The organism is Microbacterium galbum (genome assembly GCF_032464915.1).
Lineage (GTDB): Bacteria > Actinomycetota > Actinomycetes > Actinomycetales > Microbacteriaceae > Microbacterium > Microbacterium galbum.
Genome location: NZ_JAWDIS010000001.1, coordinates 324,904 through 338,990 on the forward strand (window position 1 = coordinate 324,904; position 14,087 = coordinate 338,990).

Annotated in this window: 14 protein-coding genes; 3 read left to right on the top strand and 11 right to left on the bottom strand. The window is 70.9% G+C overall.

From position 1 onward, the window contains the following. Positions 1-31: 31 nt before the first annotated feature. From atpE to prmC, 6 genes are all read right to left on the bottom strand, one after another. Positions 32-265, bottom strand: coding sequence for a F0F1 ATP synthase subunit C (gene atpE / locus RWH45_RS01595; protein ID WP_043360904.1), 234 nt, complete (start codon positions 263-265; stop codon positions 32-34). A gap of 44 nt (positions 266-309) precedes the next feature. Continuing rightward, positions 310-1,122, bottom strand: coding sequence for a F0F1 ATP synthase subunit A (gene atpB, locus RWH45_RS01600; RefSeq protein WP_437127330.1), 813 nt, complete (start codon positions 1,120-1,122; stop codon positions 310-312). Between the two features lie 212 nt (positions 1,123-1,334). Continuing rightward, complete coding sequence (locus RWH45_RS01605; protein ID WP_315993178.1) at positions 1,335-1,823, bottom strand: Cg1360 family ATP-synthase-associated protein; 489 nt, start codon at positions 1,821-1,823, stop codon at positions 1,335-1,337. Beyond that, on the bottom strand, positions 1,820-2,995 hold the full coding sequence (locus RWH45_RS01610; protein ID WP_315993179.1) for an MraY family glycosyltransferase: 1,176 nt from the start codon (positions 2,993-2,995) through the stop codon (positions 1,820-1,822). The genes RWH45_RS01605 and RWH45_RS01610 overlap by 4 nt, the downstream gene beginning before the upstream one ends. After that, on the bottom strand, positions 2,992-3,750 hold the full coding sequence (locus tag RWH45_RS01615; RefSeq protein ID WP_315993180.1) for an L-threonylcarbamoyladenylate synthase: 759 nt from the start codon (positions 3,748-3,750) through the stop codon (positions 2,992-2,994). The genes RWH45_RS01610 and RWH45_RS01615 overlap by 4 nt, the downstream gene beginning before the upstream one ends. Positions 3,751-3,801: 51 nt before the next feature. After that, positions 3,802-4,695 (bottom strand): peptide chain release factor N(5)-glutamine methyltransferase, encoded by an 894-nt coding sequence (gene prmC, locus RWH45_RS01620; RefSeq protein ID WP_315993181.1) that lies wholly within the window; start codon positions 4,693-4,695, stop codon positions 3,802-3,804. Between the two features lie 162 nt (positions 4,696-4,857). On the opposite strand from prmC, the gene cysK reads away from it, so the two are divergent. The 3 genes from cysK (at position 4,858) to RWH45_RS01635 (ending at position 7,959) form a co-directional block, all read left to right on the top strand. After that, positions 4,858-5,796: a cysteine synthase A gene (gene cysK, locus RWH45_RS01625; RefSeq protein WP_315993182.1), complete on the top strand. Its 939-nt coding sequence runs from the start codon at positions 4,858-4,860 to the stop codon at positions 5,794-5,796. A 1-nt stretch (position 5,797) separates the two neighbouring features. Continuing rightward, a complete protein-coding gene (gene epsC / locus RWH45_RS01630) occupies positions 5,798-6,367 on the top strand; it encodes a serine O-acetyltransferase EpsC (protein WP_315993183.1) in 570 nt (189 codons plus the stop codon). 191 nt (positions 6,368-6,558) lie between these two features. Then, positions 6,559-7,959: an amidase gene (locus tag RWH45_RS01635; protein WP_315993184.1), complete on the top strand. Its 1,401-nt coding sequence runs from the start codon at positions 6,559-6,561 to the stop codon at positions 7,957-7,959. Between the two features lie 3 nt (positions 7,960-7,962). Here RWH45_RS01635 and RWH45_RS01640 read toward each other — a convergent pair whose 3' ends face one another. The 5 genes from RWH45_RS01640 to thrC all read right to left on the bottom strand — a co-directional run bounded on the left by RWH45_RS01640 (position 7,963) and on the right by thrC (position 14,087). Further along, complete coding sequence (locus RWH45_RS01640) at positions 7,963-8,559, bottom strand: GrpB family protein (RefSeq protein WP_315993185.1); 597 nt, start codon at positions 8,557-8,559, stop codon at positions 7,963-7,965. Positions 8,560-8,623: 64 nt separating this feature from the next. Beyond that, the gene (gene prfA / locus RWH45_RS01645) at positions 8,624-9,700 is read right to left on the bottom strand and encodes a peptide chain release factor 1 (protein ID WP_315994579.1); all 1,077 of its coding nucleotides are present in this window, start codon (positions 9,698-9,700) and stop codon (positions 8,624-8,626) included. A 32-nt stretch (positions 9,701-9,732) separates the two neighbouring features. Continuing rightward, positions 9,733-11,922, bottom strand: a complete 2,190-nt coding sequence (gene rho, locus RWH45_RS01650; RefSeq protein WP_315993186.1) for a transcription termination factor Rho — start codon at positions 11,920-11,922, stop codon at positions 9,733-9,735. Positions 11,923-12,075: 153 nt separating this feature from the next. Beyond that, positions 12,076-13,008 (bottom strand): homoserine kinase, encoded by a 933-nt coding sequence (thrB, locus tag RWH45_RS01655; protein ID WP_315993187.1) that lies wholly within the window; start codon positions 13,006-13,008, stop codon positions 12,076-12,078. Next, the gene (thrC, locus tag RWH45_RS01660; RefSeq protein WP_315993188.1) at positions 13,005-14,087 is read right to left on the bottom strand and encodes a threonine synthase; all 1,083 of its coding nucleotides are present in this window, start codon (positions 14,085-14,087) and stop codon (positions 13,005-13,007) included. The genes thrB and thrC overlap by 4 nt, the downstream gene beginning before the upstream one ends.

The window sequence follows — 14,087 nt, forward strand, 5'->3', positions numbered from 1 at the left end:
GTCTCCTTACAGTGAGTCGAGAGCGGCCGGTTCAGGTGAAGATGAAGCCGGTCGCGATACCGATGAAGGCGAGCGCCTCGGTGAAGGCGATACCGATGAACATCAGGACCTGCAGGCGGCCCGCGAGCTCGGGCTGACGGGCGACGCCCTCGATCGTCTTGCCGACGACGATGCCCACGCCGATGGCGGGGCCGATGGCGGCGAGGCCGTAGCCGATCGTGGCGACGTTACCGGTGACCTGGGCGAGAACCGTAGTTGCGTCCACGGGTTTTTTCCTTTCGTTGGGTGGCTCGGCGTGCGCCGGGCCGCTCAGTGCTCTTCTGCGACCGCGAGCTGGATGTAGACCGCGGTGAGGATCGCGAAGACGTACGCCTGGAGGAAGGCGACGAAGATTTCGAACAGGGTGAAGGCGAAGCCGAAGGCGAGGGAGCCGGCGCCGAGCGCCGTCCACCAGCCGCTGAGCCCGACCACGAAGAACTGGGTGGCCGAGAAGAACAGCACCAGCATGAGGTGGCCGACGACCATGTTCATCAGAAGACGCAGCGTCAGGGTGACGGGGCGGATGATGAAGGTCGAGAGGAACTCGAGCGGGACGATGATGATGTACAGCGGCCACGGCACGCCCGAGGGCAGCAGCGCGTTCTTGAAGAAGCCGCCGGGGCTCTTCTTGATGCCGGCGTAGATGAAGGTGACGTACGCGACGATCGCGAGCAGCAGCGGCACGGCGATGACGCTCGTACCGGCGATGTTCAGGAACGGGATGACACCCGTGATGTTCATGAACAGCACCATGAAGAAGATCGTGGTGAGGATCGGCAGGAACCGCTTGCCGTCCTTGCGACCCAGGATGTCTTCGGCGATGTTGACGCGGACGAAGTCGAGGCCCATCTCGGCGATGCTCTGGAAGCGGCCGGGGACGACCTTCATGCGGCGGGTGCCCAGCACGAGGAAGAGGACCAGCGCGAGCGTCGCCAGCATCTGCGTGAGGTTGATGCGGGTGATCGCGAAGATCGTGCCCTCGAACAGGACCGCGTCGGGGAAGAACTCGGAGATGGAGGGCGGGTGGAACTCCGCACCCGCAGACGCGAAGTTCGTGATCAGGGTCGCAGCTTGAGTGGACAGCGCTGGCTCCAGCTTCGGGGCATCGGTGTGAACCGTTGCGACGATGGTCGGTGATGGTACCCGAAGTGCGAACCTGGAGAAGATTTCCCATCGCGGGCGGGTACTTATGCCACCCTATCAAACTCCCGGCGAATCCATGAGTCCGCGGGAGGTGATCGTCTCGCCGCCGGACTAACGTGCGCGACGGGGCGTGCGGGTGGGTTATGGACCGGTCAGGCGCGCCGGTCGCCCGCTTCGGGGTCGGTGGGGAGCGTGATGTCGCTGACGCTGGGGATCCGCATGCGCAGGAGGACCACCACGTCGACGGCGAGGGACGCGATCACGCTGACGACCAGCGCGACGTAGAACACCACCGGATCGACCCAGTCCTGTCCGCGCAGCACGACGATCGCCACGATGAACAGGATGAGCTTGAGCAGCCACCCCCCGAGCACGATGCCGAAGAAGATGGGCACGTAGAGCGGGTCGCCGAACCACCGGTTCGCGACGAGGATGCTCGTCGCGGTGACGGCGAGGAAGATCGCGCTCACGGCCACCCCCGCGAGGGCGCTGCCGAGGCCGCCCGCTCCCCCGACGAGGAAGCCGACGACGCCGCCCACGACCAGGAGCACCGCGGTGACGACACCGCCCCACACCAGCGCGGTGCGCAGCACGGGCGTACTGGAGAGAGGTCGACGGGGGGCGGGAGAGACGCTGCTCATGAAGGGGACTCCGGTCGGGTGGGTCGGACGCGACGGGAGAGCCGCCGCAGACGGTGCGATGAAGGAAGGAGGGTCAGGACGGCGCAGGCGAGCACCCCGGTGACGCCGAAGGCGATCCCGATGGCGTAGTCGCCCGGCCAGCTCTGCTGGGTGCCGATGTACATCAGCAGGAACGCGAGGCTGACCACCGCCGTCCAGCTGTAAAAGATCAAGACGGCGTCGCGGTCGGAGTGCCCCATGTCGAGCATCCGATGATGAAGGTGCTTGCGGTCGGGCGAGAACGGGGACTTCCCCGCCCACTGCCGCCGGGCGACGGCAAGACCGAAGTCGAGCAGGGGCAGCAGCACGATGACCACCGGCAGCAGGATGGGGATGAAGGCACCCAGAAGCTGCGAGCGACCGATCTTCTCGGGGTCGAGCACCGCCGGGTCGAGCTGACCGGTGATGGCGACCGCCGAGCTGGCCATCAGCAGGCCGAGCATGAGGGCACCGGCGTCGCCCATGAAGAGCTTCGCGGGCGTCCAGTTCATCGGCAGGAAGCCGAGGCAGGCGCCGACCAGGACCGCCGCGATGAACGAGGCGAGGTTGAAGTACGTGCTCGCCCCGGTGTCGCGTACCAGCAGGTAGGAGTAGGCGAAGAAGACGCCGTTGGCGATGAGGCAGACACCGGCGACGAGGCCGTTGAGTCCGTCGATGAAGTTGACGGCGTTCATGACGACGACCAGCGCGAAGACGGTGAGCAGGAAGCTCACCCAGCTCGATCCGACCGTGAGGGCGCCGATGGGCAGCGAGAGGATCTGCAGCTGCCCGAACCACGCGATGATCCCGGCGGCGACGAACTGCGCACCGAGCTTGATCATCCAGTCGAGGTCCCACAGATCGTCGGCCACTCCGACCAGGACGATGAGCAGCACCGCGCCCAGGAGCGAGAGCACCGGGACGGGATCGGTCCAGAAGATCGAGAAGTAGGGGTTCCGGCTCGACAGGGCGAAGGCGGCGACCACGCCGAGGAACATGGCGACCCCGCCCAAGCGGGGCGTGGGTGTCTTGTGTACATCCCGATCCCGGATGCCGGGATACAGCTTGAAGCGCAGGGCGAGCTTCCACACCACCCACGACAGCGCGAGCGTGACCGCCGCCGTGAAGAGGATGGTGAGGAGGTACTGGGTCACGGACCCGGAGCCTCGTCATCCGGGGCTGCGTCGTCCGGGGAGACGTCGGAGGGCGCGCCCGCCGGGGTCGGGGCGTCGCGGTCGTCGACCGGGTCGGGCTCGAGCAGATCGCCGAGCACCTCGCGGAGGCGTTCGCGGGAGACGGCGCCCTCGCGGAGGACGCGCACCACCGGCTCGGAGCCGCCGACGAGCAGCGTGGCGTCGACGATGGTCGACGCCACCCCCGTCTCGCTCACACCGGCGTCGAGGTAGGCCGAGACGCTGTCGCCGAGCATGTCGCGCGCGGCGTCGATGTCGACGGCGGCGGGCATGCCGGTCAGGTTGGCGCTCGACACCGCGAGGGGGCCGGTCTCTTCGAGCAGTTCGAGGGTGAGCTTCTGCGCCGGCATGCGCACCGCGACCGTGCCGTGTGTGTCGCCCAGGTCCCACGACAGCGACGGCTGCGCGGGGAGCACGATCGTGAGGCCGCCGGGCCAGAACTCGCGGACGAGGTCGTCGACCGCGGGAGGGATCTCCGCGACCAGGGCGCGCAGCGTGCTCACGCCCGCGACCAGGACGGGCGGCGGTTGCTGACGTCCGCGCCCCTTCGCTTCGAGGAGCCCCGCGACGGCGCGCGTGTTGAACGCGTCGGCGGCGATTCCGTAGACGGTGTCGGTGGGGAGCACGACGAGTTCGCCTCGGCCGATCGCCTGACGCGCGTGGCGCATCCCGGACAGCAGCTGCGACTCGTCACGGCAGTCGTAGACGGGTGACATGTCGCGCGCCAGTCTAGTCGCGCCGTGCGCGGCGCGTCGTCACCCGGTGCGTCAGGGGCGGATCGCGGTCGTCGCGCGGTCGCGCGTGGTCAGGTCGGGATGAGTGGATGCCGAGCGCCACCCATCGGCGGTGAGGAGGGCGCGGATCGCCTCCCCCTGCCATTCCCCGTGCTCGATGACGATCGTGCCGCCGGGGTGGGCGAGTCGGAGACCCACCCGGCTGAGCTCGCGAACGGCGTCCAGGCCGTCGGGGCCGCCGTAGAGGGCGGCGGGCGGGTCGAACAGACGCACCTCGGGATCGCGGGGGATGGCGTCGTCGGGCACGTACGGCGGGTTGGATGCGACCACCGACACCGTCCCGTCGAGTTCGGGGAACGCGTGAGCGAGGTCGATGAACGCGAGCGAGAGGTTGTCGGCGCCGATGAGGGCGTGGTTCTGCTTCGTCCAGATGAAGGCGTCCACGCTGTTCTCCGCCGCGTAGACGCGCGCGTGCGGCACCTCGGTCGCCATCGCGAGCGCGATCGCGCCGCTGCCGGTACCGAGGTCGACGGCGACGGGGGCGTCGGAGGCCGCCGCTCGCAGGGCGTCGATCGCGAGCTGAGCCACCATCTCGGTCTCGGGGCGCGGGACGAACACGCCGGGGCCGACGGCGAGCTCCATCGACCGGAAGGGGGCGCGTCCGGTGAGGTGCTGGAGGGGCTCGCGCGCGCAGCGGCGGTCGACGAGGGGCGCGAGGGCGGTGGCCGCCGAGTCGGGCATGCGGTCGCCGCGGATCGCCGCGGCCTGCACACCGCCTCGCGAGGACTCCAGCACATGGGCGACGAGCAGTTCGGCATCCACGTGGGGGTCGGGGACGCCCGCTGTGCGGAGGCGGGCTGCCGTGTCGCGGACGACGTCGGCGACCGATGCGGCCGTGGGGGCGGGGAGAGGGGCGGTCTCAGGCATGACGGGAGCCCAGCCTAGTCGGGCGGTGTGCCCGGTCCGGGCTCGCGTGGGGCCGACGGGTGGACGGGGGCGGGTCGTGTCGTCAAGCGGCGTCACACGAGCCGGCCCGTCGGAAGGCTCGCCTAAAATGATCGCGTCCCGACCGACGGCGAAAGGCGAGCCATGCCCGGCATCCACTCCGACATCACCTCTGCATTCGGCGACACGCCGCTCGTGCGGCTGAACCGCGTGGCGGAGGGCGCCGGGGGGCAGATCCTCGCGAAGCTCGAGTTCTACAATCCCGCTTCCAGCGTTAAGGACCGCCTCGGCATCGCGATCGTCGACGCGGCGGAGGCCTCGGGCGAGCTCAAGCCCGGCGGGACGCTCGTGGAGTCCACCAGCGGCAACACCGGCATCGCTCTGGCCATGGTCGGTGCCGCGCGCGGCTACAAGGTCATCCTGACCATGCCCGCCTCGATGTCGAAGGAGCGTCGCATCCTGCTCAAGGCGTTCGGCGCCGAACTCGTGCTGACCGACCCCACCAAGGGCATGTCGCACGCGGTCGACGAGGCCAAGCGCATCGTCGCCGAGACCCCGGGCGCCGTGTGGGCCCGCCAGTTCGAGAACGAGGCCAACCCCGCCATCCACCGCAAGACCACCGCCGAGGAGATCCTGCGCGACACCGAGGGCGAGGTCGACTACTTCGTGGCCGGCATCGGCACGGGCGGCACCATCACCGGCGTCGGCCAGGTGCTCAAGGAGCGCAACCCCGACGTGAAGATCGTCGCCGTCGAGCCCGCCGACTCCCCCGTGCTCACCAAGGGGCACCCGGGGCCCCACAAGATCCAGGGCATCGGCCCGAACTTCGTGCCCGCCATCCTCGATCGCGACATCATCGACGAGGTGATCGACGTCGAGTTCGACGACGCGATCCGCCTGGCACGGGAGACGGCCGCGAAGGACGGCATCCTGGTCGGGATGTCGTCGGGTGCCGCCATCTGGGCGGCTCTCGAGGTGGCGCGCCGTCCCGAAGCGGCGGGCAAGAACATCGTCGTCATCATCCCCTCGTACGGCGAGCGGTACCTCTCGACCGCTCTGTACGAGCACCTGCGCGAAGACTGACGTGGGGGTCCTCTCCCGCATCCGAGAAGACATCGCCTCCGCCAAGCTCCGCGACCCCGCGGCGCGCGGCGGTCTCGAGATCGCGTTGCTGTACCCCGGGTTGCACGCCGTCTGGGCGCACCGCGTCGCGCATCGCCTGTGGTCGCGTGGGCTGCGCTTCCCCGCGCGCGCTCTCTCACAGGTCACCCGCTGGCTCACCGGCATCGAGATCCACCCGGGAGCGACGATCGGTCGACGCTTCTTCATCGACCACGGCATGGGTGTCGTCGTGGGCGAGACGGCGGAGGTGGGCGACGACGTCATGCTGTATCACGGCGTGACGCTCGGGGGTCGGCAGCGCGAGGGCGGCAAGCGTCATCCCACGCTGCACGACGGCGTCGCGATCGGCGCGGGAGCGAAGATCCTGGGGCCGATCACCCTCGGCGCGCGCACCGTCGTGGGCGCGAACGCGGTCGTCACCCGAGACGCCCCGGCCGATAGCGTGCTGGTGGGCGTGCCCGCGAAAGCGCGCACGCGGCGCAGCGGCGAAGACACCCGCGCTCTGCTCACGACCCCGGAGTACTGGATCTGAGCCGCATCCTCGAGCGCGGCGCGAGACCGGTGAACGGCCGGTTCCGCGCCGCCCCACGCCGGGTGGCGCGCGGCCGGCGAAGGGTCGGTTCCGCGACGCTCGGCGCCGGCGCCGCCCGCTCGTTCGCACGCCGACGCGTCGGTGCACCTCCCGCCCGCTGCGGTGACCGGGGCTCGCCCTAGGCTCGAGACATGACCCGTCTGCACGATCTGTCGCTCGCCGCCCAGGTCGACGCCCTTCGACGCGGCGAACTCGCGCCGGCCGACCTCACCGCTCACTACCTCGACCGAGCAGAGCGCTTCGCCGACCTCGGCGCGTTCGCCGAGGTCTCCCCCGACGCAGCGCGGCAGCGTATCTCCGAGCTGCCGCCGTCGCCGCGCGGAGCGCTCTGGGGCGTCCCCCTCGCCGACAAGGACCTCGTGGCGCGGGCGGGGGTGCCCACCCGTTACGGCTCGCGCTCGCGCGCCGATCACGTGCCCACGGCGTCCGACCCCCTCGCCGCCGCCCTCGACGCCGCCGGCGCCGTGAACATCGGCAAGACGTCCACGTCGGAGTTCGGCCTCACCGGTTTCACCGAACCCCTCATCCACGCCCCGGCGCGCGACCCCTGGCGCCTCTCCGCCGGAGCCGGCGGTTCGAGCGGAGGAGCGGCCGTCGCGGTGGCCGCGGGCCTGCTACCCGCCGCCGTGGGATCGGACGGCGGGGGGTCCATCCGCATCCCCTCGGCGACGGTCGGCGTACTGGGCCTGAAGCCGTCGCGCGGGCGCCTGCCGCTCGGTTCCGGTTTCGATTCGCCGGACGGGTTGTCGGTGACCGGGCCGATCGCGCGCAGCGCGGAAGACGTCGGCCTCCTGCTCGATGCTCTGATCGATCTCGCGCCCTTCTCGTACGCCACGACGGCGCCGGGCAGCGGACCCTTCGTCGACGCGGCCCGGCGCGAGCCCCGGGAGCTGCGCATCGGCGTCACGACCGTTTCACCGTGGGACGACGACGAGGACATCGCGCTCGATCCGGACGCCCGCGCGGCGGTCGAGGTGACGAGCGCCTGGCTGAGCGACGCCGGACACGCGGTGACGGATGCCGACTGGCATCCGTGGGGCTACGCGGAGCTGTTCCACGTGCTCTGGCGCGCCAGTGCCGCTCGCGTGCCGCTCACCGACGACGACATGGACCTCGTCGAGCCGCTCACCGCGTGGCTGGTGCGGGAGGGCCGACGGTTGTCGGCGCTCGACCTCCTGAACGGGCTCGCCGCCGCGCGGGCGTTCGAGCGCCGCACGATCGCCGACTTCTCGGCTTTCGACGCCGTGCTGACCCCGGCCCTCGCCCAGCCTCCGCAGCCCGTGGGGTCCTACGCCGGGCACTCTCCCCAACGCACCTTTGCGATGCAGGTCGAGTACGCGCCGTACTCGAGCTTCGTCAACGTCGCGGGCCTCCCGGCGCTGACGATGCCGGTGACCGCGGATGCCGAGGGCCATCCCGTGTCGGCGCAGCTCGTCGGCAGGCCCGGTGGCGAGGCGGTGCTGCTGTCGCTCGCGTCGCAGCTGGAGGCGCGACGCGGGCCTCTCCCCCACCCGCCCGCGTGGATCGACTGAGACCTATCCGGAGATCAGCCCCGCGGCGACGAACGCACGGGCGTAGATCGCCCGGACGGTGGCCTGCTTGCGCTCGTTGTAGGCGCTCATGAGACCGTCCTCGGCGACCTCGCGCTTCACGCGCGCGTAGAGCGCCCGGTCGTCCGCATCCGCCCGCAGATGGTCGCGGAAGATCAGGTGGCGGGCGGCCTCGGGGCTGTCGGGCGGCCAGACGTGCAGGTGAACGGCGGGCTCGCTCGCGACCAGGAGCCGGTGCCCGAGCCACCACGGCTCGCGCACGCGCAGGGCGAAGCCCGCGGCCTCGAGGGTCGGCACGTAGGCATCCTCGTCGTCGGTGTCGGCGACGGTGAGATCGACGTCGATCACCGGCTTGGCCGCCAGCCCGGGCACCGCGGTGGAGCCGACGTGGTCGACGCGGATCGCCCGCTGCCCGAGAGCGTCGTGGATGCGATCGCGCACCGTCGCGAAGGTCAGGGGCCAGGTGGCATCCGCGTCGACGATCTCGATCCGCCGTGCCTGTGCGGGCTCCCCCACCCACGGCGAGGCACCGGGAGGCGGGGGCGTGTCGTCGAACGCGACGATGCGGGCAGCGGAGGGCACCCACCGACCCTACGACAGACGAGGCGAAGCATCCGGTCGGCCGCCGGCGAGGGGGTTCGGCAGGTCAGCCGTCGGCGAGGGCGACGAGACGCGCCTCTTCGTCGGCGATGATCGCCGATTCGATGATCGGGCCGAGCGCGCCGTCCATCACCTGGTCGAGGTTGTAGGCCTTGTACCCGGTGCGATGATCCGCGATGCGGTTCTCGGGGAAGTTGTATGTGCGGATGCGCTCGGAGCGATCCATTCCGCGGATCTGCGAGCGCCGCGCGTCGGCGGCGACGGCGTCGCGCTCCTCCTGCTGCTTGGCGAGCAACCGGGCGCGCAGCACGCGCATGCCGGCCTCGCGGTTCTGCAGCTGCGACTTCTCGTTCTGCATCGACACCACGATGCCCGTGGGCACGTGGGTGATGCGCACCGCGGAGTCGGTCGTGTTGACCGACTGCCCACCCGGTCCCGAGGAGCGGAAGACGTCGATCTTCAGGTCGTTGGGGTCGATCGCGACCTCTTCGGGCTCGTCGACCTCGGGGAAGACGAGAACACCCGTCGTCGACGTGTGGATGCGGCCCTGCGACTCGGTCGCGGGCACGCGCTGCACGCGGTGCACGCCGCCCTCGTACTTCAGGTGCGCCCAGACGCCCTGCGCGGGATCGCTCGAGGAGCCCTTGATGGCGACCTGGACGTCTTTGTACCCGCCCAGGTCGGATTCGGTGCGCTCGAGCAGTTCCGTCTTCCACCCCATGGATGCCGCGTACTGCAGGTACATACGCAGCAGATCGGCCGCGAAGAGGGCGCTCTCCGCTCCCCCCTCGCCGCCTTTGATCTCCATGATGACGTCACGCGCGTCGTCGGGGTCGCGCGGGATGAGCAGGCGCCTCAAGCGCTCCTGCGTCTGCGCCACGCGCTCCTCGAGGGCGGGGACCTCCTCGGCGAAGGCCTCGTCTTCACGGGCGAGTTCGCGTGCCGCGTCGAGGTCGTCGGACGCCGCGGTCCACGCTTCGTGGACCGCGACGATCCGCGACAGTTCGGCATAGCGCCGGTTGACGCGCTTGGCGCGCGCGGCGTCCGCGTGCACGGCCGGGTCGGAGAGCTCCTCCTGAACGGCCTTGTGCTCCTCGAGCAGGCCGCGGACCGACTCGAACATCGCGGGCTCCGCCATCGCGCCAGCTCCCCCGATCAGCGGATGCTGTTGTCGTCACCGCCGCGCGCGGGCGCCGGGATCGACTTCTGCATCTGCACGAGGAACTCGACGTTGGACTGCGTCTCCTTGAGCTTGCCGAGCACGACCTCGAGAGCCTGCTGCGGCTCGAGACCGGCCAGGGCGCGGCGGAGCTTCCAGGTGATCTTGACCTCGTCGGGCGAGAGCAGCATCTCTTCGCGGCGGGTGCTCGACGCGTTGACATCGACGGCCGGGAAGATGCGCTTGTCAGCGAGCTGGCGGTTCAGACGCAGCTCGCTGTTGCCCGTGCCCTTGAACTCCTCGAAGATGACGTCGTCCATCTTCGACCCGGTCTCCACGAGCGCGGTCGCGAGGATCGTGAGCGATCCGCCGTTCTCGATGTTGCGCGCGGCGCCGAAGAAGCGCTTCGGCGGGTACAGCGCCGACGCGTCGACGCCACCGCTGAGGACGCGGCCGGAGGTGGGGGCGGCGAGGTTGTACGCGCGGCCGAGACGGGTGATCGAGTCGAGCAGCACGACGACGTCGCGACCGAGCTCCACGAGACGCTTGGCGCGCTCGATGGCGAGCTCGGCGACGGTGGTGTGGTCTTCCGCCGGACGGTCGAACGTCGAGGCGATGACCTCGCCGCGCACCGTGCGCTGCATGTCGGTGACCTCTTCGGGGCGCTCGTCGACGAGCACGACCATGAGGTGGACCTCGGGGTTGTTGTGCGCGATCGCGTTGGCGATCTGCTGCAGCACGATCGTCTTGCCCGCCTTCGGGGGCGCGACGATGAGACCGCGCTGACCCTTGCCCACCGGGGCGACCAGGTCGATGATGCGCTGCGTGAGCTTCTCGGGACCGGTCTCGAGGCGCAGGCGCTCCTGCGGGTAGAGCGGCGTGAGGTTGTTGAACTCGACACGGGCGGCTGCGTCGTCGACCGACAGCCCGTTGATCGAGTCGACCTGCACGAGGGCGTTGTACTTCTGGCGACCCTGCTGCTCGCCCTCGCGGGGCTGCTTGATGGCGCCGACGACGGCGTCGCCCTTGCGCAGGTTGTACTTCTTCACCTGGCCGAGCGAGACGTAGACGTCGCTCGGACCGGGCAGGTAGCCGGTGGTGCGCACGAAGGCGTAGTTGTCGAGCACGTCGAGGACGCCGGCGATCGGGACGAGGACGTCGTCCTCGCCGATCTCGGTCTCGAACTCGTCGCCCGTCGTGTTCTGCCCGCGGCGCTTGTTGCGCTGGCGGTTGCGGCTGTTCGCCGGACCCTGCTGCTGCTGGGCCTGCTGACCGTTCTGGCCGCTGTTCTCGCGCTGACCGCTCTGCGAGCCCGCGTCGCGCTGACCGCTCTGCGTCGGCGCCTCGGCCTCGTCGGCGGACGTGGAGGCCGCGGCGTCGTTCTTCTCGGCGGCGTCGGCCTTGTTGCGGTTGCGGTTGCGCGACCGGCTCCGACCGCGACCGCGAGCGGGGGTCTCGTCGGTCTGCTCGGCGGAGTCGCTCGCGTCGGCGGCCTGCTCCGACTGCTCGGTCGCGTTCTCGGCGTCGGCATCGGGCGCCGCGTCGGCGGCGACGTCGGCGGCGGTCGTGACGGGCGTGGTGGGCTCCTCGGCCGGGGCGTCGGCGGCCGGAGCCTCGGATGCCGGAGCCTCGGATGCCGTGGCCTCCGCGGCGGCCTCGTCGGAGGGCGCGGTGGTCTCGGTGTGGGCGGGCGCGCTGGCGGCCTCGGCCGCGGCAGCCTCGGCAGCGGCGGCCTCGGCGGCGGCCTTCTCCTCGGCGGTCGCGCTCTTGGCGCGGCGCGGCGCGCGCTTGCGGGGGGCGCGGGCGGGCTTCTCGGCCGGGGCCGACTCCTCCGTGGCGGGCGCGTCGGCGGCGGCGTCGTCCGCAGCCGCAGCCGCGGCGGTGTCAGCAGCCGGCGCATCCGCGGTCGGCTCGTCCGCGGCCGGCGCGTCAGCCGCCGGCTCCTCGGCCGGCGTCTCGACAGCGTCGGCCGGGAACAGCGCCTCGGGCTGCGCGTCGGCGGCGTCGGCGTCGGCCGGGGCGTCAGCGCCCTCGCCGTCGGCGGCCTCCGCCTCGGGTGCGTCGGCGGCGGGCGCGTCGGCCGCCGCGGTGTCGGTGCCGTCCGCCGCAGCCGTGGGCTGCTCCTCGGCGGGGTTCTCCGCGCTCTCGGGCGCGTCGACGGGCTGGGTCTCGGAGATGGACTCCACGAGTGCTCCTCAGAAAATGAAACGTGATCAGATCGCGCTTCGCCATGCAGAACGCAGACGAAGAGACACCAGCGGTTCGGAAGACTGCAGCCGATACCGGGTTCGCGATGTGTTGCGGATTTCGCAGGTGTGCAGAGGCTCAGATTCGCGAATTTACGCGGAACCCTCTGCGTTTTTCACTGTACCACCCTTGACGTCGACGGCGAGCATGAGGGCCTGCCACGGGGTGTCGACGACGGATGCCATAAGATCCGCCGCCGCGAGTCGCTGTCCGGGCCCGTCCGCGAGCACGAGCACGCTGGGGCCCGCCCCCGACACGACCGCCGCATACCCCTCGGCCCGCAGCGCCCGCACGAGCCTGTCGGTCTCGGGCATCGCCTGGGCGCGGTAGTTCTGATGCAGCTTGTCCTCGGTGGCCGCCATCAGCAGCTCGGGGCTCTGCGTCATCGCCGCGATCAGCAGGGCGGAACGCGAGACGTTGAACACGGCGTCCTCGCGGGGCACCTGCAGCGGCTGCAGGCTGCGCGCGACGGCGGTCGACATCGTGAAGCTCGGCACGAAGACCAGCGGCGAGACACCGCGGTGCACGATGAGCTGCTTGTGCTGCGGGCCCTCGGCATCCATCCAGGCGATGGTCAGACCGCCGAACAGTCCGGGGGCCACGTTGTCGGGGTGGCCCTCCATCTCCGTGGCCAGGCGCAGGAGGTCGACGTCGCTGAAGGCGACCTCCCCCTCGAGCAGGCCCGTGGCGGCCAGGATGCCGGCCACCACGGCAGCACCGGACGAGCCCATGCCGCGCCCGTGCGGGATGACGTTGCGTGCGCTCAGCCGCAGACCGGGGAGGGTGCGGCCGACCGAGGCATAGGTGTGCGCCATCGCGCGAACGACGAGGTGCGACGCGTCGCGGGGGACGTCGGCCGTCCCCTCCCCCTCGACCTCGATCTCGAGGCGGTCACCGTCGAGCTGCTCGACGACGAGTTCGTCGTAGACGCTGAGGGCCAGGCCCAGGGTGTCGAAGCCGGGACCGAGGTTCGCGCTGGTGGCGGGAACGCGGACGGCGACCCGGCGACCGGGGCCTGAGCTCACGCGGTCACCGGCTGCAGGTCGAGCACGGAGGCGACCTCCGAGGTGGCGGCGTCGACCACGGTCGGCTCGACCGTCGTGCCGTCGGCCTTGCGCAGAGCCCACTGCGGGTCCTTCAGGCCGTGCCCGGTGACGGTCAGCACCACCTTCGCACCCGACGGGACGACGCCCGCCTCGGCACGGCTGAGCAGACCCGCGACGCTGATAGCCGACGCGGGCTCGACGAAGACGCCGACCTCGCCCGCGAGGATCTTCTGCGCCTCGAGGATGCCCTCGTCGTCGATCGCGCCGAACCAGCCGTCGGTGGCCTCGCGGGCCTCGAGAGCGAGCTCCCACGACGCCGGGTTGCCGATGCGGATCGCGCTGGCGATCGTCTCGGGGTTCTTCACGACCTCGCCGCGCACGAGGGGCGCGGACCCGGCTGCCTGCAGACCGAACATGCGGGGCACCTTCGTCGCGACGCCGCGAGCTGCTTCCTCGCGGTAGCCGCGCGAGTAGGCGGTGTAGTTGCCGGCGTTGCCGACGGGGATGAAGTGGAAGTCGGGGGCGTCGCCCAGCTGCTCGACGACCTCGTAGGCCGCGGTCTTCTGGCCTTCGATGCGGTCGGGGTTGACCGAGTTCACGAGGTGCACCGGGTAGTGATCGGCGAGTTCCCGCGCGATCTCGAGGCAGTCGTCGAAGTTGCCGCGGATCTGGATGAGACGGCCGTTGTGCGCCACCGCCTGGCTCAGCTTGCCCATGGCGATCTTGCCCTCGGGCACGAGCACCGCGGCGGTGATACCGGCGTGCGCGGCGTAGGCGGCGGCGGAGGCCGAGGTGTTACCGGTGGAGGCGCAGATGACGGCCTTGGCGCCGTGCTCGACGGCGCGCGAGAGCGCCACGGTCATGCCGCGGTCCTTGAACGACCCGGTGGGGTTCATGCCCTCGAACTTGACCCACACGTCGGCGCCGGTTCGGCGCGAGAGCGCCGGGGCGGGGATGAGGGGTGTGCCGCCCTCGCCGAGCGTGACCACGGTGGAGGCGTCGGTGACACCCAGACGGTCGGCGTATTCGCGGAGGACTCCGCGCCAGAGGTGAGCCAT